General features: G+C 36.5%; 20 protein-coding genes, 1 rRNA gene and 1 riboswitch. Of the genes, 18 read left to right on the forward strand and 3 right to left on the reverse strand.

The window, feature by feature from the left end; translation table 11 throughout:
- The first annotated feature begins 69 nt into the window (after nucleotides 1–69).
- Nucleotides 70–186: ribosomal RNA gene (gene rrf / locus EJN67_RS09405) — 5S ribosomal RNA — on the forward strand.
- Between the two features lie 71 nt (nucleotides 187–257).
- Here the strand turns inward: rrf and EJN67_RS09410 are convergent.
- Nucleotides 258–1,646, reverse strand: a complete 1,389-nt coding sequence (locus EJN67_RS09410) for a response regulator transcription factor (protein ID WP_129724076.1) — start codon at nucleotides 1,644–1,646, stop codon at nucleotides 258–260.
- Complete coding sequence (locus EJN67_RS09415; protein WP_129724077.1) at nucleotides 1,631–3,442, reverse strand: sensor histidine kinase; 1,812 nt, start codon at nucleotides 3,440–3,442, stop codon at nucleotides 1,631–1,633. Before EJN67_RS09415 ends, EJN67_RS09410 begins: the two co-directional genes overlap by 16 nt.
- A gap of 255 nt (nucleotides 3,443–3,697) precedes the next feature.
- Here EJN67_RS09415 and EJN67_RS09420 point away from each other — a divergent pair, with 255 nt between their 5' ends.
- The 10 genes from EJN67_RS09420 (at nucleotide 3,698) to EJN67_RS09465 (ending at nucleotide 13,590) form a co-directional block, all read left to right on the forward strand.
- Entirely contained in the window at nucleotides 3,698–4,492 is a 795-nt protein-coding gene (locus EJN67_RS09420) for an ABC transporter permease subunit (RefSeq protein ID WP_243641276.1), read from the forward strand.
- Between the two features lie 49 nt (nucleotides 4,493–4,541).
- On the forward strand, nucleotides 4,542–5,432 hold the full coding sequence (locus tag EJN67_RS09425) for a carbohydrate ABC transporter permease (protein WP_129724078.1): 891 nt from the start codon (nucleotides 4,542–4,544) through the stop codon (nucleotides 5,430–5,432).
- Nucleotides 5,433–5,480: 48 nt separating this feature from the next.
- A complete protein-coding gene (locus tag EJN67_RS09430; protein ID WP_243641277.1) occupies nucleotides 5,481–7,082 on the forward strand; it encodes an extracellular solute-binding protein in 1,602 nt (533 codons plus the stop codon).
- 122 nt (nucleotides 7,083–7,204) lie between these two features.
- Nucleotides 7,205–8,158, forward strand: coding sequence for an acetylxylan esterase (locus EJN67_RS09435; RefSeq protein ID WP_129724080.1), 954 nt, complete (start codon nucleotides 7,205–7,207; stop codon nucleotides 8,156–8,158).
- A gap of 3 nt (nucleotides 8,159–8,161) precedes the next feature.
- Nucleotides 8,162–8,635: a hypothetical protein gene (locus EJN67_RS09440; protein ID WP_165000825.1), complete on the forward strand. Its 474-nt coding sequence runs from the start codon at nucleotides 8,162–8,164 to the stop codon at nucleotides 8,633–8,635.
- 22 nt (nucleotides 8,636–8,657) lie between these two features.
- A complete protein-coding gene (locus EJN67_RS09445) occupies nucleotides 8,658–10,091 on the forward strand; it encodes an aminotransferase class I/II-fold pyridoxal phosphate-dependent enzyme (RefSeq protein ID WP_129724082.1) in 1,434 nt (477 codons plus the stop codon).
- 34 nt (nucleotides 10,092–10,125) lie between these two features.
- Nucleotides 10,126–10,809, forward strand: a complete 684-nt coding sequence (locus EJN67_RS09450; RefSeq protein ID WP_129724115.1) for a dTMP kinase — start codon at nucleotides 10,126–10,128, stop codon at nucleotides 10,807–10,809.
- A 76-nt stretch (nucleotides 10,810–10,885) separates the two neighbouring features.
- Nucleotides 10,886–11,578, forward strand: coding sequence for an iron-sulfur cluster assembly scaffold protein (locus EJN67_RS09455; RefSeq protein WP_129724083.1), 693 nt, complete (start codon nucleotides 10,886–10,888; stop codon nucleotides 11,576–11,578).
- A gap of 26 nt (nucleotides 11,579–11,604) precedes the next feature.
- Complete coding sequence (locus EJN67_RS09460; RefSeq protein WP_129724084.1) at nucleotides 11,605–12,606, forward strand: GGGtGRT protein; 1,002 nt, start codon at nucleotides 11,605–11,607, stop codon at nucleotides 12,604–12,606.
- A 150-nt stretch (nucleotides 12,607–12,756) separates the two neighbouring features.
- Nucleotides 12,757–13,590 (forward strand): sugar phosphate isomerase/epimerase family protein, encoded by an 834-nt coding sequence (locus EJN67_RS09465; RefSeq protein ID WP_129724085.1) that lies wholly within the window; start codon nucleotides 12,757–12,759, stop codon nucleotides 13,588–13,590.
- Between the two features lie 36 nt (nucleotides 13,591–13,626).
- Here EJN67_RS09465 and EJN67_RS09470 read toward each other — a convergent pair whose 3' ends face one another.
- Entirely contained in the window at nucleotides 13,627–14,787 is a 1,161-nt protein-coding gene (locus EJN67_RS09470) for an ROK family transcriptional regulator (RefSeq protein WP_129724086.1), read from the reverse strand.
- 291 nt (nucleotides 14,788–15,078) lie between these two features.
- Here EJN67_RS09470 and xylB point away from each other — a divergent pair, with 291 nt between their 5' ends.
- From xylB to EJN67_RS09505, 7 genes are all read left to right on the forward strand, one after another.
- Complete coding sequence (gene xylB, locus EJN67_RS09475; protein WP_129724087.1) at nucleotides 15,079–16,623, forward strand: xylulokinase; 1,545 nt, start codon at nucleotides 15,079–15,081, stop codon at nucleotides 16,621–16,623.
- 12 nt (nucleotides 16,624–16,635) lie between these two features.
- A complete protein-coding gene (xylA, locus tag EJN67_RS09480; RefSeq protein ID WP_129724088.1) occupies nucleotides 16,636–17,952 on the forward strand; it encodes a xylose isomerase in 1,317 nt (438 codons plus the stop codon).
- A gap of 113 nt (nucleotides 17,953–18,065) precedes the next feature.
- Nucleotides 18,066–18,164, forward strand: a riboswitch (SAM riboswitch).
- Nucleotides 18,165–18,280: 116 nt separating this feature from the next.
- Entirely contained in the window at nucleotides 18,281–19,285 is a 1,005-nt protein-coding gene (locus tag EJN67_RS09485; RefSeq protein ID WP_129724089.1) for a methionine ABC transporter ATP-binding protein, read from the forward strand.
- Nucleotides 19,286–19,927: a methionine ABC transporter permease gene (locus EJN67_RS09490; protein ID WP_129724090.1), complete on the forward strand. Its 642-nt coding sequence runs from the start codon at nucleotides 19,286–19,288 to the stop codon at nucleotides 19,925–19,927. It begins immediately after the preceding gene.
- Nucleotides 19,928–19,950: 23 nt separating this feature from the next.
- Nucleotides 19,951–20,751, forward strand: coding sequence for a MetQ/NlpA family ABC transporter substrate-binding protein (locus tag EJN67_RS09495; protein ID WP_129724091.1), 801 nt, complete (start codon nucleotides 19,951–19,953; stop codon nucleotides 20,749–20,751).
- A gap of 200 nt (nucleotides 20,752–20,951) precedes the next feature.
- On the forward strand, nucleotides 20,952–21,281 hold the full coding sequence (locus tag EJN67_RS09500; protein WP_129724092.1) for a cyclic-di-AMP receptor: 330 nt from the start codon (nucleotides 20,952–20,954) through the stop codon (nucleotides 21,279–21,281).
- Complete coding sequence (locus EJN67_RS09505) at nucleotides 21,278–21,733, forward strand: YaaR family protein (protein WP_129724093.1); 456 nt, start codon at nucleotides 21,278–21,280, stop codon at nucleotides 21,731–21,733. Before EJN67_RS09500 ends, EJN67_RS09505 begins: the two co-directional genes overlap by 4 nt.
- Nucleotides 21,734–21,760: the final 27 nt, after the last annotated feature.

The following is a 21,760-nucleotide window of genomic DNA, read 5'->3' on the forward strand; positions in this document are numbered from 1 at the left end:
CAAGGAAAAAGGAAAAGGCATTGTGTAGTTTTGAGGGTGTAAGAACCTGAGTAAAAAAGTTAATAAATTTTCGGTGGCGATGGCGAAGGGGAAACACCTGTACCCATTCCGAACACAGCAGTTAAGCTCTTCAGCGCCGATGGTACTTGGGAGGAGACTCCCTGGGAGAGTAGGACGCTGCCGGATTCTACATATTAAAAGGAGACTTGGTGCAGAAATTTGTGCTGAGTCTCCTTTTTTGTTTTAATTTATTTAATTTAATTTATAAATTTTCCTGGTGTTATGCCTACTATTTTTTTAAAGGTTTTTAGAAAATAAAAATAATCATTAAATCCAACAGCTTCGCTTACTTCATTGATACTTAAATCTGTTGTTTGTAATAGATGTTTGGCTTTATTAATACGCAGATCTGTTAGATATTGGGTATAGGTGATACCTGTTTCCTTTTTAAAAAGTTGACTGATATAATTAGGATTCATGTGCAGGGTATCTGCTATGCTTTTAAGGGATATATCTTTTTCATAATTTGCATTAATATACTTGATAATGCTCATAAAATTGGAATTACATGATTTTATCATACTATAATCTGTGCCGTTTTTTTGTGTAAGTTGAGAGTACATTTCATTAAGCATATTTGAGAATGAACTATACTCAGTGACAAGTTGTTCACAGCTATAGAGATATCTATCTTCCTTATCTATAATTTGCCCTAATAAATTGCTGGAGTAGACAAAATTATAAAATTTAAATGCAGTACTGATATTAAAGATTGTAGAACAATCTATTTGCATCATTTCCTCTAGAATGTTTTTTAATTCTTCTTTGTTATTTAGAGTTAGAGCTCGATTTAAGCGAGTAAATAATTTTTTTGTAGCAGATGATTTTATTATTCGTTCACAAATATCAGATTTTCCTGTAAGAAAAAAATGATACGACATAATGACCGTATCTGAGATAGTGCTTTTTAATTCAGAGGCGTCAACAGCATATGGATATATGCCTATTCCTGTTTTACTTTTTTTAGAAGTAACTATCTTATAGGCTGCTTGTTTATCGATTGGATTGGAGGAAAGATAGATGTATTTACGATTTCCGATTTTTAATGCAAGTGAAGCATCTATTTTATCTATTATATTATTACATCCCACTGAAGAAGCTACATAAATTATTTTAGGATCTAATTGCATCTTTTCAATTAATGTATATGTGAGCTCATTATCTTCATTTTCTATGCTTTCTAACAATGAATCATAGTTTATGGGAATATCCTTTTTTAAATTGTTAGCTGCTATTTTCAAGAAATTAATAACTTCGGTATAGTTAATTGGTTTGAGACAATATCCCAGTACACGATATTGGATAGCCTTTTGTGCATAGGCAAAATCCGCAAATCCGCTAATTATGATAATTTGAATATTGGGATTAAGATTTTGCAGCTCCATGCATAAATCAAGTCCACTCATCCCAGGCATACGGATATCTGTGATTACAATATCTACATTATTTTTTTGTGTAATATCAAGAGCATCAATCCCATTATATGCAGGTTCTACTAATTCCATATCTAACTTTTCCCAGGGGATAGATGCTTTAAGCATTTTTACTACTCGACGCTCATCATCTGCAATCAGTACCTTAAACATTTTATTTCCTCCATATTATGCGTATTACTAATCGTCTTAGGAAACTTTAGTACAACTTTAGTTCCACTATCTTTGCTGCTCTCTATAGATAATCCATAAGCTTTACCATAATGTAATTGAATACGGTAATGCACATTAATTATGCCAATATGTTCTTTGTTTTTTTGAGACATATCAGGATTTTCTAGATGCGTTTTAATATCTTCTAATGTTTTACTATCTATTCCTATACCATCATCTTGAATGGTGATCACAAGATCATTTTGATCTAGTCGTGCACCTATATAAATGGTACCTCTTCTTGTCATTGACTCTATTCCATGGGAGACAGCATTTTCTACTAGAGGTTGAAGAAGCAGTTTCATCACAGGAACATTAAGTGTATTTTCCCTTATACTATATATTACATCAAATTTATCTGGAAATCGGGCAAGTTGTATATCTAAATATGCTTGAGTTATTTCTAATTCTTCAGCAAATAAAACAGTAGATTCTTCTTTTACATTGTATCTAAACATTTTTGCCAATGCAGTAGCAATTGATGCAATTTCAGGTACATTTTGTTCCAAACCAATATTTTTTATGGATTCCAGTGTATTATATAAAAAATGTGGATTGATTTGACTCCTTAAATAGTCAAGTTCCGCCTGCTTTTTGCCAAGTTTTGCTTCATAAAGATTGACTGTGGCCTCATATAATTCATTATTTAAACGATCAGTTTCCTGTACCATATTATTAAATTCCTGGCTTAAACTATGAATTTCTTCACAGCCATAAAGATTTATTACTGGTTTAGGTTCATCTGGAGTAATTTTTCTTATTCTTTTTATATGAAGGTATAGTTCATTAATGGGATCGACCATATTATGCTGGATATTCCACATAAGGAATAAGATAAAAAATAGCACAACCAATACGATTAAGAGTACCATAGAGGTAACTTTAACCAAATCAGAGTTTAATTCATGCTTATCAAGGGCACAAATGACATAGTATTCTGCCGACGGTACATATGACACAAACAAGAGATAATCCTTTGTATCCTCCTGTGTAGGAGCAGGAGAAATAAATTTTTTAAGGTTACCACACTGGGACAAAATTTCTTTGCAGAATGTATCGGAACAGTTAAAGGGGTAAGTATGTGCCCCTTTATCCACCAAGATAAAATAAGCCTGGCTATCCTCCGAGTTTGGGAGATTAATCGAAGATTTTTTAGGGTCTATTGAAAGAATAATACTACCTAATAGTTTGCCGTAATTTGCATTATCATGGACACCAAAAATATTCTTTGCAAATACTAAATATGGGCCTTCAGGGGCATTGTTGTTTTTCAATTCTGTATTTTTTATACCAAGGCTTTTCATGTGGTATGATTTACCTAATTCTGTTGTCATGCTATTTAAAGTTTCAGCACTATACAGGGAAGACCAGTGTATATCTTTATTGACCATTGCAATATCGCTAATATCCTTATTCATCATGGAATAGGATGTAAATTGTACAAGTATATTTCGAATGTTTGTTGGTGTATTTTCTGTATACGGCTTAAGAAATATTTGTTCAATATTCTGATTAAATTGTAGATAATCATAAATGGAATTTACTTTGCTAAAAAGATAATCAATTTCACTATTAAATTTCTGCGAGATATTCTGAGAATATGTTGCAGCATTTTTTACAAGAAGATTTTTAACTGCAAAAAAAGTAAACATTCCTATGCCTAAACAAGCTATAATTATGCATATAAGAATAATTTTAAACTGTGCTTTTATTTTTAAATTTGTAAATTGATTCATATATATTATCCTTTTTATAATAGCTAAATTTCTGTTCTTTAATTATTATATCATAATGAAATTAATATCGTTATGGAAAAAAGTTATGTAAATCTAACAATTATCCATAGTGTTATAAATTTCTTAATAAAAAATCTAATATTTTTTCATAAATCTAAAAAACTGATAACTAAATTGCATACTCAAAATAAATAATTTATTATATACTTTAGACAATAAAAATGATTTCTGATGTAGTAATGGAGGTGAAATTATATGAAGGATAGTAATACAGTAATTAATAAATCAAATAAAGCTATATTAAAACAATTAAAAAATGATTGGATGTTATATGTACTATTACTTCCAACTTTATTATGGTATATTGCTTTCTGTTATTTACCCATGGGAGGGATAACCCTCGCTTTCAAAAATTTTAGATACGATGTAGGTATGTGGGGCAGTCCATGGGTGGGTATGAAACATTTTCAAACAATGTTTAAAGATGCTGAATTTTGGAGGGCATTTAAAAATACTTTAATTTTTAGTCTAGGAAAATTAGTCTTTCACTTTCCTATTCCGATTATAATAGCTATTTTATTAAATGAATTGACGCATCCGCGGGTGAAAAAGTTTTTTCAAACGGTATTTACTTTTCCACATTTTATTTCATGGGTTGTATTATCAGGAATTTTAATAAATCTTTTTTCTTCCAGCGGTATTGTAAACCAGATACTCGCAATGTTTGGCTTACCAGAAGTTTCTCCTCTAGTTTCAGAAGATTCGTTTAGATCATTTATTTGGGTGTCAAATATCTGGAAGGAATTTGGATGGGATTCCATTATTTATATGGCAGCCCTTTCGGGAATTTCGCCAGAGTTATACGAAGCCGCTAGTATTGATGGAGCGGGACGATTCCGTAAGATGGTCCATGTAACATGGCCAGGGCTGAAAAGTACTGTGGCTATCATGTTAATCCTACAAATCGGTGGTATTATGAATGGTGCAAGTTTTGACCAAGTTTTCAATTTATATTCTCCTAGGGATGATTATGTTAATCTTAGCCAATAAGGTGATTACCAAGTCTGGTGAACAAGGATTATTTTAACAGGAGGCTAATATGCAAAACAAAAAAAGTAAACTCAAAAAAAGTTCGCCTTTTGAAATTATTTTGATTATAGTTCTGGCAATACTTGCCTTAATTACAATTTATCCATTTTATAATGTTGTTATTGTTTCGTTGTCTAATACCCAGGCTAGTGCTACCTATTCACCTTATTTTTATCCCCATGTGTTTGATCTGACGGGATACAAAACTATAATGCAGGATCCATATTTTTTCAAATCATTAAATACGACTGTCTTTGTAACCGTTGTGGGTACTGCGGTGAATATGTTTTTATCTGTAACAGCTTCTTATGTACTTTCAAAAAAACGATTATTAGGCAGAAATTTTTTTCTCGGAATGATATTATTTACTATGTTATTTAGTGGTGGAATGATACCTACGTATTTAGTAGTAAAAAACTTTGGGCTTACAAATAACGTATGGGCAATGATATTACCCTGTGCTCTAAATACGTATTACCTTATTATTATGAAAAATTATTTTACGACATTTCCTATCAGTTTAGAGGAAGCGGCAAAAATTGATGGGGCAAATGAATTTACTATTTTATTCCGTATATATGTGCCTATATCTGCTCCTTTTATTGCAACATTTAGTCTATTTTATGCAGTGGAGCGCTGGAATGAATGGTGGAATGCCCTACTCTATATCAATCAAAAGTCTTTAGCACCACTGCAGATCTATCTGCGTGATGTTTTAGTAAGCTTTAACAATCAACTTGCTACACAAGCACAGTCTATGCTTGGATCACAAGGAAAAGTACATGTGCAATCTATTCAAATGGCAACTATTGTTATTGCAACGGTGCCAATCCTTTGTGTATATCCATTTTTACAAAAATATTTTGTAAAGGGGGTAATGGTAGGTTCCATTAAGGAGTAAATAGATTATAACCTAGGGGGTAATCTCAATTAAGGAGGAAATGAAATAATGAAAAAGAGAAAAATAACAGCTTTTTTGTTAATGATTGTTATGATCGTTAGTGTATTTACAGGTTGTAAACAAGACGGCGATGTGGATAACAAAAATTCTGATACTGCTTCAAATTCTGAAAAGAAAGAACAACCTAAAAAAGATACAGAACAAAAACCTATGGATATCTCAATCGCTATTTGGGATATTGAGGATAGTTTGTCTGGAGGAGAAAGTGACAAAATTCTTCAAACTCTTCAGAAAGAGACAAAAATTAATATTGTATCCCAAAATATTACTTGGGATGATGCTGATCAAAAAATCAAATTGTGGGCAGCATCTGATGGTTTACCGGATATTTTTGCAGGGGACTTTGTAGGAAAATCTTTTTTCTATGATTGGATTGATCAAGGGGTTATACGGGCATTACCAGATGATTTATCTGATTATCCCAACTTACAGGAATATTTAAAGATTGAACGTGCTCAAGCTGCAAAACAAGATGGGAAATTTTATATGATACCACGTCAAACATATGGGGATATCAGCTATAGTGTATTAGACCGTTCTGTAGCATATCGTTGGGATCTTGCACAAAAGGCAGGGGTAACTAAAGAGCCTGAAACTTATGACGAATTTCGTGACATGATCAAAAAAATTATTGAGGCTGATCCTGAAGGTAAAAAGATTACTGGTTTAACAGCAACACAGCCAGCACTTTTAACAGGTTTTATTCTTCCATATGGTACGATCTTAGAGAAAAAATGGATCGAAAAAGATGGTCAGTGGATGCCGGGATACTTTGCTGGTGATATGGAAGCAGCTTTCCAACTGGCACGAGACATGTATCAAGAGGGTACAATTGAAAAAGATATTTCCCTTGCTAAAATCAATACTTCAACTGAAAAATTCTTACAGGGGAAGAGTGCTGCCATATTGATTGCAGGTGCAGGTCCTGCTTCTCTATACAATACTGTAGCGCAAGATTATGAAGAGCTGTATGAAGGACATAAATTTTTAGACGACGTAAAGATCTGTAAGCTGTTTCCATGTAAAGATGGTAAACGTCATTATTTTGTAGATACTGAAGCTTGGTCAGAGAGTTATTTTTCTTCTAAAGTAGATGATGAAAAAATGGAACGTATACTTGGTCTTTATGATTATCTATATTCTGAAGATGGCAGGCGTTTGGTGTTCTGCGGTATTGAAGGCGAAGATTATGATCTAAAAGATGACAAAGTTATAATGCGTGAAGGTATAAATCTAAATGATAAATATCCTAGTACCCGTGGCATATGTAATTTAGCTACGTGGAATCCATCTAGCTGGGATATGACTTTCCCATCTGATATACCTACGGAATATCGAGAATTAAATGTTTCACGTCATCAAGATGCAGCAGATAATGGTACTTTACAGGAATATAGTGATGCTGTACTATTCCTATCTACTCCGTTGAAAGATAAATTTGTTATGAATCCTAATGATGACCTTATGAAAATTATGATGGGATCACAGCCTGTTGATAAGATGCTTGATGATCTTATGGCAGAATATGAGTCAAAGGGTCTTTCTGATATGTTAAAGGAAGTAAATGAAGCGGCAAAAAACTTAAAATAAAATAGGTTCGAAAAAAGTGCTATGGCATTATATATTGTCATAGTACTTTTTTTATTTAGTTGATTAGTTTAAGTTTTATTGTTAAAATATAGTTAATTTTATGAGATAGGATGGGATTATATATGTCTTATATTGAAGATGCTTCAAAGGAATTATTTGATTATTATCCGCCACTTACTAAAAGGGGTGATTTTGATAAGTTTTGGCAATATACCATATCTGAAGCTAGAAAAACGCCCCTATGTCCAGAAAAAAAACTATATAATTATCCCGGTTCTTATGTAGATGTTTTTGATATATCCTTTAATGGATTTGATGAAACTAGGATACATGGCTGGTATATAGTACCTAAATTTGGTCGAGATGATAAAATGCCATGTATAATTCACTACCATGGATTTTGTGGAAATAGGGGAAGACCTGCAGATTTTATGCAATGGGCTATGCTAGGTGTAGCTGTGTTGTCCGTTGATTGTAGGGGGCAGAATGGTGATACAGGAGATGCTGCAAAATATAGCCATGGCAATACCCAAAGCGTTATATGTAAGGGCGTGTTAAATAAAGAAGAATACTATTTTAGAGCGGTGTATATGGATTGTCTTAAGGCCATAGACTTTGCATGCATACAGGATGAGGTGGATGTAAACAGAATAATAGTAGAAGGCGGGAGTCAGGGTGGAGCACTAGCTACTGCTATGGCTGCTTTAGATGACAGGGTATATATGGCTTTATGTGATGTACCTAGTAATAGCAACATAGAAGAGCGGATAAAGGGGAGTCATGGTTCTTTTTCCAGTGTAACTGACTATCTCAAGGTTCATTCTGATAAGGTGGATAGGGTATTTGAAACCCTCAGTTATTTTGATACAATGAATATGGCAGATAGAATAAAATGCAGGGTATTGGCATCTGTTGGTCTTAAAGATAATGTATGCCCAGCTAAATGTTATTTTGCCACATACAATAGGATAAAAGGGGAGAAGGATGTAAAGATATATCCCTTCAATGGTCATGAAGGTGGAGGGGCCATACATAATGAAATAAAATTAAGATTAGTGGATGATATAAGGAGATAGATGATGTATTCTGAAATACTCAAACATGAGAATAAAAATACCTTTAAGTTTATAATTATCTTGTTTTTAGCACTGGTGCTTTTAACTGTTTTTTCTAATTATTTATATGAAAAATTTCATCTTGTATATATTACATATACGACATTTATTGTGTTTGTGCTGGTTGCAATATATGTATACAGGAAAAAGATAACGAATTATAGATATATAATAAACGATGGCTCTATTATATTTCAAAAAGTAGCAGGGAAAAGGGTAGTACCCATGTTTTCCATTTCATTTAAGGATATAATATATTTCACAGCTTTGCCTACGGAACGGGATTATGATAAGGTGGACAAGTCCATATATGCACTCTTTGATAAAAACTCCAAAGATGCATATGTATTGGTGGCAAAATATGATGATAAAATATATAGGGTAGTTTTTGAGCCTACGGCTAAGTTTGTTGATTTAATAATGGAAAAGCTTAGATAAAAAATTCAGGAGGTTTTAATATATGAGATATCCCATGCCCCTTGTGGAGGCACTTGAAGGATATATAGATGAGGATGTTTTACCTTTTCATATGCCAGGGCATAAGATGGGGAGAGGATTTACAAAAGCGTTTAGAGACCATATCGTAGAGATGGATGTGACGGAGATACCAGGTGTAGATGATCTTCACGCACCTCAAGGCCCTATACTGGAGGCAGAAAGATTGGCATCCAGAGCCTTTGGGGCCATGAGGAGCTTTTTTTTGGTGAATGGATCAACTAGCGGTATATATACTATGCTGATGGGCGCATGTAAGCCTGGGGATAAGGTAATTGTGCCCCGCAATTGCCATAAATCGGTGTGGGGTGCCATGGTGCTAGGGGATATACGGCCTGTATATATACAACCTGAATATGATTATGAAAATCATTTGGTAACCCAAATAACTCCTGCCTCCGTTGAGGCTGCCCTCTCCCTACATCCAGATGTGGTAGGTATGATACTAACCCATCCAAACTATTATGGCATGTGCAGCGATATAGGGGAGATAGCCCGTATACTCCATGAACAAGATAAGATACTGATGGTGGACGAAGCACATGGTGCCCATTTTTATTTTAGTTCCAAGATGCCGCCGTCGAGTGCAGAGGCGGGAGCTGATATATGGGTGCAGAGTGCCCATAAGACATTGCCTGCATTTACACAATCGGCATACCTCCATGTAGGTAGCAAGAGGATAGAGATATCTCGGATAATAGAAATTATGCGCATTGTGCAGAGCAGTAGTCCATCATATATGCTTATGGCATCCTTGGACTATGCCCGGGCATATATGGAGAATGAAGGTGCAAAGGGTATAGATGATCTTTTAGACAGATTGCTTTTAGTAAAGGGAAGGCTTAAGGCTTTAGGACTCAAATTTTTAGACCAAAATATTTGGGATGGGGTTAAGTACTTAGATCCCTCCCGCCTGGTCATAGATACTGCTTCAATGGGGATGACCGGATATGAGGCTGAGGGACGGCTTAGGCGTTTAGGCATACAGGTGGAGATGTCGGATCTTTATAGGCTAATTTTAATATGTTCTGTAAGCGATGATGAATATATGCTAAATAGTTTGGGCGATGCATTGACAGTCATGTATAATGAAAGGGATAAAAAAGGGCATACGATAGGAGAATTTCCTATTTCATTTAATATCCCTGAGCAAATATTGTCGCCAAGAGAGGCTTTTTATAGTATAATTGAAAAAGTGCCATTATCACAATCTGAAGGTAGGGTATGTGCAGGTATGATAGGGGCGTATCCGCCAGGTATACCAAAATTTTGTCCAGGTGAGCGCATAGACGGACAGGGAATAGCAGAGATATTCAGTATAAAGTCTCAAGGTGGCAATCTCTTTGGATTGGATAATGGGGATGATACCATTCCGGTGGTAAAGGATCTAAAACTTTGAAGGCGTTTTTATTCTTGTGAAAGTGGGAGCGAATATTATGAAAGGTTCTTTTATAGTTATAGAAGGGGGAGACGGGAGCGGCAAGGCTACCCAGGCTAAAAAGCTATATGGCAGACTAAAGGATGACGGTAAGGTGGTCCGTAAGATAGAATTTCCCGATTACAAAAGCCCATCTTCCGGTCTTATAAAGATGTATCTAAATGGGGAATTTGGGACAACCCCTGATGATGTAAGTCCTTATGTAGCATCTACCTTTTATGCGGTGGATCGTTATGCATCATATAAAAAGTACTGGGGTGACTTTTATGCTAATGGTGGTATAATAATAGCCGATAGGTATACCACATCAAATATGATCCATCAAGGAGCCAAGATAGAGGATAAGGCTGAGAGGGAGAAATATTTGAACTGGCTGTGGGATTTTGAATTCAATATGTTTGGACTGCCGGTTCCTGACTGTGTGATATTCCTTGATGTACCACCTGTATATACCCAAAAAATTATAAAAAATCGACATAACAAATATACGGGACGCAAAAATAAGGATATACATGAGCGAGATAGGGAGTACATGAAGAAGGTATATGAAGCATCATTGACCATAGCTAATAGATATGGATGGCATAGGATTTGTTGCATAGAGGATGGCCATATGCTGTCTATAGATGATATTCATAAACAAATATATAGCATTATACGACAAAAGTTGTTAAAATAATAACATGGAATATATAGATAACAAATATCTATAAAATTTTTCAAATATATAAACCTTATGGGAAGGAGAAATGGCTATGATTTATTCAAAGGAAGTAGAAGAAATGGTATGCGTAGCAAAAGGCCCAAACCATGGATCAGCACCTATTCCGGAGGAAGGAAAATGGGTAAAGGCAAAAGAGATTAAAGATATTTCCGGGTTTACCCATGGTGTAGGCTGGTGTGCACCTCAGCAGGGGGCATGTAAGCTATCATTAAATATTAAAGACGGTATTATCCAGGAGGCTCTAGTAGAAACCTTGGGCTGCTCAGGCATGACCCATTCTGCTGCCATGGCGTCTGAGATATTACCAGGAAAGACTATACTTGAGGCGCTTAATACAGATTTGGTATGTGATGCTATAAATACTGCAATGAGAGAATTATTCCTGCAGATAGCATATGGTAGATCCCAGACTGCATTTTCAGAAGGTGGATTGCCAATAGGCGCTGGCTTGGAGGACTTAGGTAAAGGCCTTCGCAGTCAGGTAGGTACTATGTATGGGACTTTGAAAAAGGGACCTAGATACCTGGAGATGGCAGAGGGGTATATATCGGAGTTGGCTTTGGATGCTAATGATGAGATAATAGGATATAAATACGTGCATCTCGGTAAGATGATGGATATGATAAAGAAGGGTATGGATGCCAATGAGGCCCTTAAAAAAGCTACTGGCACATATGGCAGATATGCTGAAGCCAAAAAATATATCGACCCACGTCATGAATAATAGGGTATTAGGGAGGATGAGTAGATATGGCTTTGTTTGAAAGTTATGAGAGAAGAGTAGACGGGATAAACGCTGTTTTAAATAAATACGGTATCGCATCTATAGAAGATGCAAAAAAGCTGTGCGATGAAAAGGGCGTTGATGTATATAATATAGTAAAGGGCATTCAGCCCATATGTTTTGAAAATGCATGCTGGGCATACATAGTAGGCTCTGCTATTGCTATAAAGAAGGGCTGCACAAAGGCTAGTGATATAGCAGAGGCCCTTGGTGAAGGTCTGCAATCATTTTGTATCCCCGGTTCAGTTGCCGACGACAGAAAAGTTGGTTTGGGGCATGGAAATCTTGCAGCCATGCTTTTGAGAGAAGAGACGAAATGTTTTGCGTTTTTAGCAGGACACGAGTCTTTTGCTGCAGCTGAAGGGGCTATAGGTATTGCAAATTCAGCAAACAAGGTAAGGAAGGAACCCCTAAGGGTTATTTTAAACGGCCTTGGCAAGGATGCAGCTCAGATAATATCCAGGATAAATGGTTTTACCTATGTAGAGACTAAATTTGATTATGCTACAGGTAAACTTGAAATAGTAAAAGAAACAAAATATTCCGATGGGGATAGGGCAAAGGTAAAATGCTATGGTGCAGATGATGTACGTGAAGGCGTAGCCATAATGCATCATGAAAAAGTGGATGTATCCATAACTGGAAACTCTACAAACCCCACAAGATTCCAGCATCCTGTTGCTGGGACATATAAAAAGGAATGCTACGAGCAAGGTAAAAAGTACTTTTCAGTAGCATCTGGCGGCGGCACAGGCAGGACACTTCATCCTGACAACATGGCAGCAGGTCCTGCTTCCTATGGTATGACAGATACCTTAGGTAGAATGCACTCTGATGCTCAGTTTGCAGGATCTTCTTCAGTTCCTGCACACGTTGAGATGATGGGGCTCATAGGTATGGGTAACAACCCCATGGTAGGAGCCAGTGTGGCAGTAGCCGTTGCATTGGAGCAAGCCCTCAATAAGTAATATGTATTATAGGAACCTCGTATATTTGCCTTGATAGGCTGAATATACGAGGTTTTTTATTTTATTATTTGATATGCTAAAAATTAAAGGAAAAAAGTATTATGTATAGAATATATCTAATAATATTAATACTTTCAGGAGGGATTAGACATGTATAAAGCCATAGGCATGAATGCGGTGGGTATTAACTTACCAATTGAGGAAACATTGTCCTTAGCGGTGACGTACGATTTTGAAGGTGTATATCTGGATATAATGCAGGTAATGCAATTTGGTGAAAATCGGATAATAGATATGCTTGAGCAATTGGATTTAAAAGCAGCTGGTTTTGGCCTTCCTGTAAATTTTAGGGGAAATGAAGGGGAATACAAAAAAGATATGGAAAAATTCGAGCAGATGGCAAAGGCAGCATCTATGATAGGAATGGAGCGTTGCAGCACTTATATATTGCCATTTAGCGATGAACTTGATTTTGATCAAAATTTTGATTTACATAGTAAAAGACTTAGGGAGATAGCAAAGATATTAATAGATTATAATATAAATATTGGTTTGGAATTTGTAGGTCCAAAGACATTAAGGGACGGGCATAAATACGAATTTATACATGATATGAAAGGAATGTTGGAGCTGTGCCATGCCATAGGTACGGATAATACGGGCTTACTAATGGATAGCTATCATTGGTATACTGCTCATCATACCATCGAAGATATTAAGGATTTAGGCGGTGGAGAGATGATAATAGATGTGCATGTAAATGATGCACCAAGAGGGGTTTTGATAGATGAACAGCTGGATAACGTAAGATGTATTCCGGCAGAAACGGGTGTTATAGATTTAAAGGGCTTTTTAAAGGCAATAAAGGATTTGGGGTATGATGGACCGGTTATGGTGGAGCCATTTAGTACTAGACTTAAAAACATGGATGTGCATTCCATACTAAGGGAGGTTAGGGACTCACTAGATAGAATTTGGGTATAGTGATACATAGCTAAAAAAAAATAGCAGCATATGCTGCTATTTTTTATTGGAAGATGGATTATAATATTTTACTCCGAGAAAATTTATAATATTTATATAGGCGGCACCATATAGTATGGATTTATCCTCAAGAGTGGATAATACTATATCTCTACACTTTATGGACTGCGGATTTAGGGCTTCTTTTATATCCTTTAGGATATGGGGAAATGCCCTGGTAAATCTACTGTTTATTATTATTATCTCTGGATTAAAGGCGGTTAGTATATTGTTTATGCCTATGGACAGATATTTTATAAAATTATCCATGATTCCAATTGCGTCTCTATCGTTATTCTTATAAAGCCTTTGAAATTCATCAAAGGAAATTCTTGCTCTATTTTTCTTGGCAGCTAGACTCCTAAGGAGTGCCCTTTCAGAGGCATATTGTTCTAGACAACCTTTATTTCCGCAGGGACAGGCCCTGCCATCTATTTCGATTATGGTATGGCCAAATTCTCCTGCAAATCCAGTATATCCTTCATATAGTTTATTATTTATGACTAATCCTAGGCCAATACCTGAATGTATGCTTATATTAGCCATATTTTCACCGTTTATGGCAAATGTCTTTTCGCCTAAAACAGATAGATTGGCTTCATTCAAAAGATATATCGGTATATTATAATGCCTCTTTAAGCGATCTGCTAGGTCAAAATCCTGCAGGTCGTAGTAGGGGGTAAACGCTATATTGTTTTCATATACTACACCGTGGATGCCTATGGTAATGCCTACTATGCCATAGGTGGTGTTGGGACTTTTTTTAATCATTTCGTCTATAATGGGGATTAGTATATCTAAAATATTTTCCCTATTTATATCACATACTTCTACTTCTTTAAATAAGAGGTTTTTACCTCCAAGATCGGTAAGCATTACGGATATTTCATCTACTCCAAGATCAACACATATGGAGCATCCGGCGTTGTTATTGAATTTTAACAGTACCGGCTTCCTCCCGCCATCCGATGGTCCGCTCCCAATTTCGATTATAAGGTTACTGGATAAAAGATCCTTTACAATGGAGGATATGGTGGCCTTTGTAAGTCCTAGCATCTTTGACAGATCGGCACGGGACAGGGGCTCGTGTTCTATGATATTTTCCAATACTATATTGTTGTTTATATCCCTTATAAGTTCCTTACTTCCTACCTTCATTCCATTCCCTCTAACTATACTTTTTAATAATTATATCAATTCTTTTTCTAATTTACAAATATTCTTTAAAAAGCGCTAATTTATAAAATAGAAATTTGATTCGCTAAATTACAAGTTAAAAATAGATAAAATAATGTAATTGACAACCCATTCTTAGATTGGTAAAATAGAATTATACTAAGTTTAATAAACAAACTATAACATTTTTATTGTAGTCTGACAAGTTTAAAATAGAAAAATTAGATATGGGGGAGAATATTTTCAAGTGCTTAGTAAAGGGAGTGGAAAGACATGGGCTATCTATTAGGAATTGATATTGGCACATCAGCTACAAAGACCATATTATTTGATACGGAAACTAAAAAGATAAAGGCATCAGCAAGTAGCGAATATCCGCTATATCAGCCATATATAGGATGGGCTGAGCAAGATCCGGATGATTGGTGGAGGGCTACAGTATCTAGCATACAGGAAGTGCTAAAAAAAGGTCTAATACATCCTCAGGATGTACTGGGAATAGGTTTGTCAGGCCAAATGCATGGCATGGTACTTTTAGATAAGGATGGTAATGTCTTAAGGCCGGCTATCATATGGTGTGACCAAAGGACTGAGGAAGAATGCAAGGATATTACATCCATAATAGGCAGGGAAAAACTCATAAGTATTACTGCAAATCCTGCCCTTACCAATTTTACTGCTACAAAGATATTATGGGTAAAGAGGCATCAGCCTGAAATTTTTGAAAGGATACATAAGGTGCTTTTACCTAAGGATTTCATAAGGTTTAAGCTTACAGGAGAGTTTGCAAGTGAGGTATCCGATGCGAGTGGCACACAGTTGTTAGATGTACCGAATAGGACATGGAGCAGATATGTACTTGATAAGCTTGATATACCATTTGACTGGATGCCGAAGGTATATGAATCCCATGAGGTAAGTGGATGTGTTACAGAAAAGGTTGCAAATCTTACAGGATTAAATGTTGGTACACCGGTAGTAGGAGGGGCCGGGGATCAGGCGGCGGGAGCTGTAGGTAACGGCATAGTAGAGAGTGGCATGGTATCGTCTACTATTGGTACTTCCGGAGTGGTTTTTGCCTATACTGACAAGGTTTCAATAGATCCTAAGGGACGTGTGCATACCTTTTGTCATGCCATGCCAGATACATGGCATGTAATGGGGGTTACCCAAGGGGCAGGTCTATCCCTGCAATGGTTTAGAAACAACTTTGGGTCACTAGAAAAGGAACTTGCTACCTTCCTTAAAAAAGATCCCTATGAACTCATGACAGAAGAGGCGCAAAAGGCGGATGCAGGTTGTAATGGCCTTATATACCTCCCATATTTGATGGGTGAGCGTACACCACATCTTGACCCTTCAGCAAAGGGAGTATTCTTTGGCATATCGGCAAAGCATACTAGAAACGATATGATACGTTCCATAATGGAAGGTGTGGCATATAGCCTTAGGGACTGTTTGGAGATCATACAGGATATGGGTACTGAGGTAGATATAATACGGGCATCTGGCGGTGGTGCAAGGAGCAGCCTGTGGAGGCAGATACAGTCAGATATATTTAATAGACCCCTAAGTACTATAGATATAGGAGAAGGTCCTGCCCTAGGGGTGGCCCTGTTGGCGGGAGTAGGTACAGGCGTGTATAAGGATGTGCCTGAGGCATGTAAGGCAGCAATAAATACAAAGGATACAATATATCCAATAGAATATAATACCCCCATATATGATAGGTATTATGAAGTCTATAGGTCTCTGTATTTTGCACTAAAGGACAATTACAGGGCTATAGCAGATATAGAAAAGGATTTAAAAAAATAGGAGGTAAAAAACATGAGTGAATATTTTAAGGGAATTTCCAAGATAGAATATGAAGGACCAAATTCTGATAATCCACTTGCTTTTAAGTATTACAATCCCGATGAAATGGTAGGGAATAAGACCATGAGAGAACATCTGAAGTTTTCTGTGGCATATTGGCACACCTTTGTTGCAGAAGGTGTAGATCCTTTTGGCTCAGGTACTATGATAAGACCATGGAATGATATAAAGGATCCCATGGGCAAGGCAAAGGCTAGGATGGAGGCTGCTTTTGAGTTTTTTCAAAAACTTGGGGTAGATTACTTCTGCTTCCATGATAGGGATATTGCCCCTGAGGGAGAGACATTGGAGGAGACAAATAAAAATCTTGACGAGATAGCACAATTCGCCAAGGGCTTTATGAAGGATACCGATATTAAGCTGCTTTGGGGTACTGCAAATATGTTCAATAACCCAAGGTTTGTTCATGGTGCGGCTACATCCTGCAATGCCGATGTATTTGCCTATGCTGCCGCTCAGGTAAAGAAGGCACTTGAGGTAACCAATGATCTAGGCGGGAGCGGATATACATTTTGGGGTGGTCGTGAAGGATATGAGACCCTCTTAAACACCGATATGAAGTTGGAACTTGATAATTTTGCAAGATTTTTGCATATGGCAGTAGATTATGCAAAGGAGATAGGCTTTGAAGGTCAGTTTTATATAGAGCCAAAGCCAAAAGAGCCTACAAAACATCAATATGATTTTGATGCAGCTAATGTATTGGCATTTTTAAAAACCTATGATCTTGATGAGCATTTTAAATTGAATATAGAAACAAACCATGCTACTTTGGCAGGTCATACAATGGAGCATGAACTAAGATATGCCAGAATAAACAATATGCTAGGCAGTGTAGACGCCAACCAAGGGGACCTACATCTCGGCTGGGATACGGATCAATTCCCCACTGATATATATATGACCACCTTGGCTATGTATGAAATACTAAAATCCGGTGGCTTTACCACAGGTGGTCTTAACTTTGATGCAAAGGTTAGAAGACCGTCATTTGAGCCAGCTGACCTATTCTATGCGCATATAGCAGGCATGGATGCATTTGCAAAGGGGCTAAAGATTGCATATAACATGATTGAAGACGGTAAATTCGATAAGTTTATAGAGGATAGGTATGGTAGCTATAGGGAAGGTATAGGGGCAGATATAGTATCTGGCAAGGTAGGGTTTAAAGAGCTTGAAAAGTATGCCCTGAATAATAATAGTATAACCAATACATCTGGTAGACAGGAAGTTTTAGAGGCTCTATTGAATCAATATATTGTAAAATAAATATAAATTAGGGGAACCTATATAGGTTCCCCTAAAATTTATCTAAAAAATCTGCTTGACAAATAGAAACAATCATAATACAATAAATACTAACATAAAAATGAATAGAAAAACTCTTATCGAGAGTGGCGGAGGGACTGGCCCAGTGAAGCCCGGCAACCTGTAAACACAAGGTGCTAAATCCAGCGGTATATGATACCGGGAGATGAGAAAGGGAAAATGCCTCTTTCTTGTGAAGAGGTTTTTTTAGTTTAAACCTCTATCATTTCAGAAGAGGTTTTTTTATTAATAAACTGTATTTTAAGTGCAATTATAAAGGGGTATAGTGATGATTACAATAAATAATTTATCGAAATATTTTGAAACGGATACCAATAAGATATGGGCGGTAAAGAATGTAGATCTCCATGTAAATAGGGGGGAAATACTAGGGGTAATCGGTTTAAGTGGTGCTGGCAAATCTACTTTTATAAGATGCCTAAACAGGCTGGAGGAACCGACGGAAGGGCAGATTATTATTGACGGGGTAGATATGACATCCCTTTCAAAAAAGGAATTGAGGGCAAAGCGCAAAGAAATAGGTATGATATTTCAGCATTTCAACCTATTGTTACAGAAGACGGTAGCTGAAAATATAGCCTTGCCCCTTGAACTGTCTGGCATGGCCCGTAATAAGATTGACTCAAGGGTGGATGAACTTTTAAAATATGTTGAATTAACCGATAAAAAAAATGCCTACCCCTCTCAGTTAAGCGGAGGACAAAAGCAAAGGGTTGCTATTGCAAGGGCTTTGGCCAACAATCCAAAGGTATTATTAAGTGATGAAGCCACATCAGCATTGGATCCTAAGACTACGAAGTCTATTTTAGAGCTCCTTAACAAGATACGCCATGAATTTGGATTGACTATAGTGATGATTACACACCAGATGGAAGTGGTAAAGGACATATGTGATCGGGTGGCCATAATCGAAAATGGGGAGATAATAGAGATAAATACTGTTGAAGAAATATTTAGGCATCCCCAGTCCAAAACTGCTAAGGAATTTATTAGTGACTTAAAGTTTAGCACTGAAGACGAATTTATAAAACCGGATGGTTGCAAAGGCAGGATAATCAGGCTTAATTATCTCGGTGAAAATGCGAAAAAGCCTATTATTTCTCAGATGGTTAAAAGATTTGATATAGATGTAAATATATTATCTGGAAATATCAATGAGATATTGACTACCAGTGCAGGACATTTGATCCTTGAACTCATAGGAGAAGGTGCAGAAATAGAAACTGCAATAGAGTATCTAAAAGATCAAAATGTAGATGTGGAGGTGATGTAAATGGCCGATTTGATCATTTCTTCCCTGCTCGAAACCCTATATATGGTATTTTTCTCCACTATTTTTTCTCTGGTGATAGGATTTCCATTGGGAGTATTGTTGGTAATAACTGAGAAGGGCAATATATGGGAAAAACCTACTCTAAATAGGATATTAAGTGGAGTGATAAATGTACTCCGTTCATTCCCGTTTTTAATACTCATGATATTGCTTTTCCCATTATCTAAGGTTATTGTTGGCAAAACCATTGGTACTACAGCCACTATAATACCGTTAGCTATTGCGGCAGCGCCTTTTGTTGCAAGGGTTATAGAGAGCTCATTAAAAGAGGTGGACAGGGGAGTAATAGAATTAGGCCTGTCTATGGGGGCAACCATTCCTAAGATAATATTCAAAATACTTATACCGGAGGCAATGCCTTCTTTGATTATGGGTATAACTCTGACCATAATAAATCTTATCGGATATTCCGCCATGGCCGGTGCCATTGGAGGCGGTGGACTAGGAGATCTAGCCATTAGATATGGTTTATATAGATTTGAGAAGGATATAATGATAGTTTCAGTGATTGTAATAATATTATTGGTTCAAGGTATACAGTATTTAGGCACCATGCTGGCAAACAGAGTTAATAAAAAATAGAAGTGGTTTGAGGAGGAATAAATATGAAAAAATTTATAACTAGTATATTGGTTTTAGTAATTTCCATTTCCTTGTTTGTAGGATGCAGTGAAAAAGGAAAAGATGACAATCTTATTAGAATAGGTGTATCACCTGAACCCCATGGGAAAATGGTAGAGCTCGTCAAAGAAGATTTGGAAAAGGAAGGTATAAAGCTGAAGATAATTGAATTTACAGACTATATAAAGCCAAATCTTGCCTTGGCTGAAGGGGAATTAGATGCAAACTTCTTTCAGCATGAACCATATATGAATGAGTTTAAGGAAAAGAAAAAGATAGATATAGTATCCATCGGTGGAGTTCATATTGAGCCAATGGGACTCTATTCTTCAAAGATTGATTCCATAGATGAATTAGAGGAAAATGCTGAAATTGCTATACCAAATGACCCCACAAATGGTGGAAGGGCCCTTTTGCTCCTTGAAAAATTCGGACTTATAAAGCTTAAGGAAGGTGTAGGAGTTTTGGCAACTGAAAATGATATTGAGGAAAATCCTAAAAATTTAAAGATTACACCATTAGAGGCTGCCCAACTGCCAAGGATATTAAAGGATGTAGATGGGGCGGTTATAAATGGCAACTTTGCTCTACAAGCTGGATTAATACCTACTAAGGATGCTGTTATACTTGAGGAAAAGGATTCTCCATATGCCAATATAATAGCAGTAAGGACCGAAGAGAAGGATGAAGAAAAGTTTGTTAAACTGATGGAAGCCCTAAGAAGCGAAAAAATCAAGAAATATATAGAGGAAAACTATAATGAAGGGGTTATACCGGCATTTTAATCCTCAGTTAAAATCATATAATGGGTGAATTTGACAGAGTCTAATATAAATATTAGACTCTGTTTTACTTTAATTTGTAAATTGAATTATAAATTGATGCTATCGGCATTAGCAAAATGATTGCTTAAACAGTAAAATTACGATATAATATTAATATAAATACTAAATTGTGGGAATCAAGAATTAAGAGGAGGGGTATTATGAAGCTTGTCATTGCGGTGGTACAGGATGAAGATGCTCATAAGCTCATATCTACGCTTATGGGGGAAGGATATGGTGTTACCAAATTGGCAACTACAGGGGGCTTTTTGAAGGCAGGGAATACCACACTGCTCATAGGTATAGACAATGATAAGATGGATGAGGTCATTTCTATAATAGAGAAGATATGCAAGAGCAGGAAACAGGTTGCAACTTCCCCATCACCTATTGCAGGTACGGCGGGAGTATATGTGCCCTATCCCGTAGAGGTTACAATAGGCGGTGCTACGGTATTTGTAGTTGATGTGGAGAAGTTCGTTAAACTATGAAAATAGACGGTATAAACTATAGGAGAGAAAATTTCTCCCAGATACAGGATCGTGCATTAGCTATGTCGGCTGGCAGCAATAGTGCTATTTCCTTTGAAGATGCCCTCCATGGCAGCCACTACAAGGTGGTAAGTGAGCAGCTTGCTGAAATTATAGCGGATATAGATGAACAAGGTAGACGCTTGTCAAAAAATAGACGGCTAGAGGATCTTGTGCATTATAAAAGGGCGGTGGCAAGGTTTCTGGATACTGCTATGGAGAATATGTTTGAGCTGAAGAGGGATACCAGCTTTGATAGATGGGGCGGGCACAATATACACACCATAGCAAAGCTGGTAGATGAAAAGCTTGGGGAACTTACAAGGCAGATATTAGACAAGGAGCAAGATAGAATAGATATTGTAAGTATTATTGATGATATTAGAGGACTTTTAATGGATGTTTTTACGTGATAGAATATGTGTAAGTTTTTCTTGGAG

The sequence above is a fragment of the Xylanivirga thermophila genome (assembly GCF_004138105.1).
GTDB classification, from domain to species: domain Bacteria; phylum Bacillota; class Clostridia; order Caldicoprobacterales; family Xylanivirgaceae; genus Xylanivirga; species Xylanivirga thermophila.

Excerpts from the sequence above, each read along its gene's own strand:
- EJN67_RS09410 (WP_129724076.1), bottom strand. The coding sequence starts at position 1,646 with ATGTTTAAGGTACTGATTGCAGATGATGAGCGTCGAGTAGTAAAAATG.
- EJN67_RS09415 (WP_129724077.1), bottom strand. The coding sequence starts at position 3,442 with ATGAATCAATTTACAAATTTAAAAATAAAAGCACAGTTTAAAATTATT.
- EJN67_RS09420 (WP_243641276.1), top strand. The coding sequence starts at position 3,698 with ATGAAGGATAGTAATACAGTAATTAATAAATCAAATAAAGCTATATTA.
- EJN67_RS09425 (WP_129724078.1), top strand. The coding sequence starts at position 4,542 with ATGCAAAACAAAAAAAGTAAACTCAAAAAAAGTTCGCCTTTTGAAATT.
- EJN67_RS09430 (WP_243641277.1), top strand. The coding sequence starts at position 5,481 with ATGAAAAAGAGAAAAATAACAGCTTTTTTGTTAATGATTGTTATGATC.
- EJN67_RS09435 (WP_129724080.1), top strand. The coding sequence starts at position 7,205 with ATGTCTTATATTGAAGATGCTTCAAAGGAATTATTTGATTATTATCCG.
- EJN67_RS09440 (WP_165000825.1), top strand. The coding sequence starts at position 8,162 with ATGTATTCTGAAATACTCAAACATGAGAATAAAAATACCTTTAAGTTT.
- EJN67_RS09445 (WP_129724082.1), top strand. The coding sequence starts at position 8,658 with ATGAGATATCCCATGCCCCTTGTGGAGGCACTTGAAGGATATATAGAT.
- EJN67_RS09455 (WP_129724083.1), top strand. The coding sequence starts at position 10,886 with ATGATTTATTCAAAGGAAGTAGAAGAAATGGTATGCGTAGCAAAAGGC.
- EJN67_RS09460 (WP_129724084.1), top strand. The coding sequence starts at position 11,605 with ATGGCTTTGTTTGAAAGTTATGAGAGAAGAGTAGACGGGATAAACGCT.
- EJN67_RS09465 (WP_129724085.1), top strand. The coding sequence starts at position 12,757 with ATGTATAAAGCCATAGGCATGAATGCGGTGGGTATTAACTTACCAATT.
- EJN67_RS09470 (WP_129724086.1), bottom strand. The coding sequence starts at position 14,787 with ATGAAGGTAGGAAGTAAGGAACTTATAAGGGATATAAACAACAATATA.
- xylB (WP_129724087.1), top strand. The coding sequence starts at position 15,079 with ATGGGCTATCTATTAGGAATTGATATTGGCACATCAGCTACAAAGACC.
- xylA (WP_129724088.1), top strand. The coding sequence starts at position 16,636 with ATGAGTGAATATTTTAAGGGAATTTCCAAGATAGAATATGAAGGACCA.
- EJN67_RS09485 (WP_129724089.1), top strand. The coding sequence starts at position 18,281 with ATGATTACAATAAATAATTTATCGAAATATTTTGAAACGGATACCAAT.
- EJN67_RS09490 (WP_129724090.1), top strand. The coding sequence starts at position 19,286 with ATGGCCGATTTGATCATTTCTTCCCTGCTCGAAACCCTATATATGGTA.
- EJN67_RS09495 (WP_129724091.1), top strand. The coding sequence starts at position 19,951 with ATGAAAAAATTTATAACTAGTATATTGGTTTTAGTAATTTCCATTTCC.
- EJN67_RS09500 (WP_129724092.1), top strand. The coding sequence starts at position 20,952 with ATGAAGCTTGTCATTGCGGTGGTACAGGATGAAGATGCTCATAAGCTC.
- EJN67_RS09505 (WP_129724093.1), top strand. The coding sequence starts at position 21,278 with ATGAAAATAGACGGTATAAACTATAGGAGAGAAAATTTCTCCCAGATA.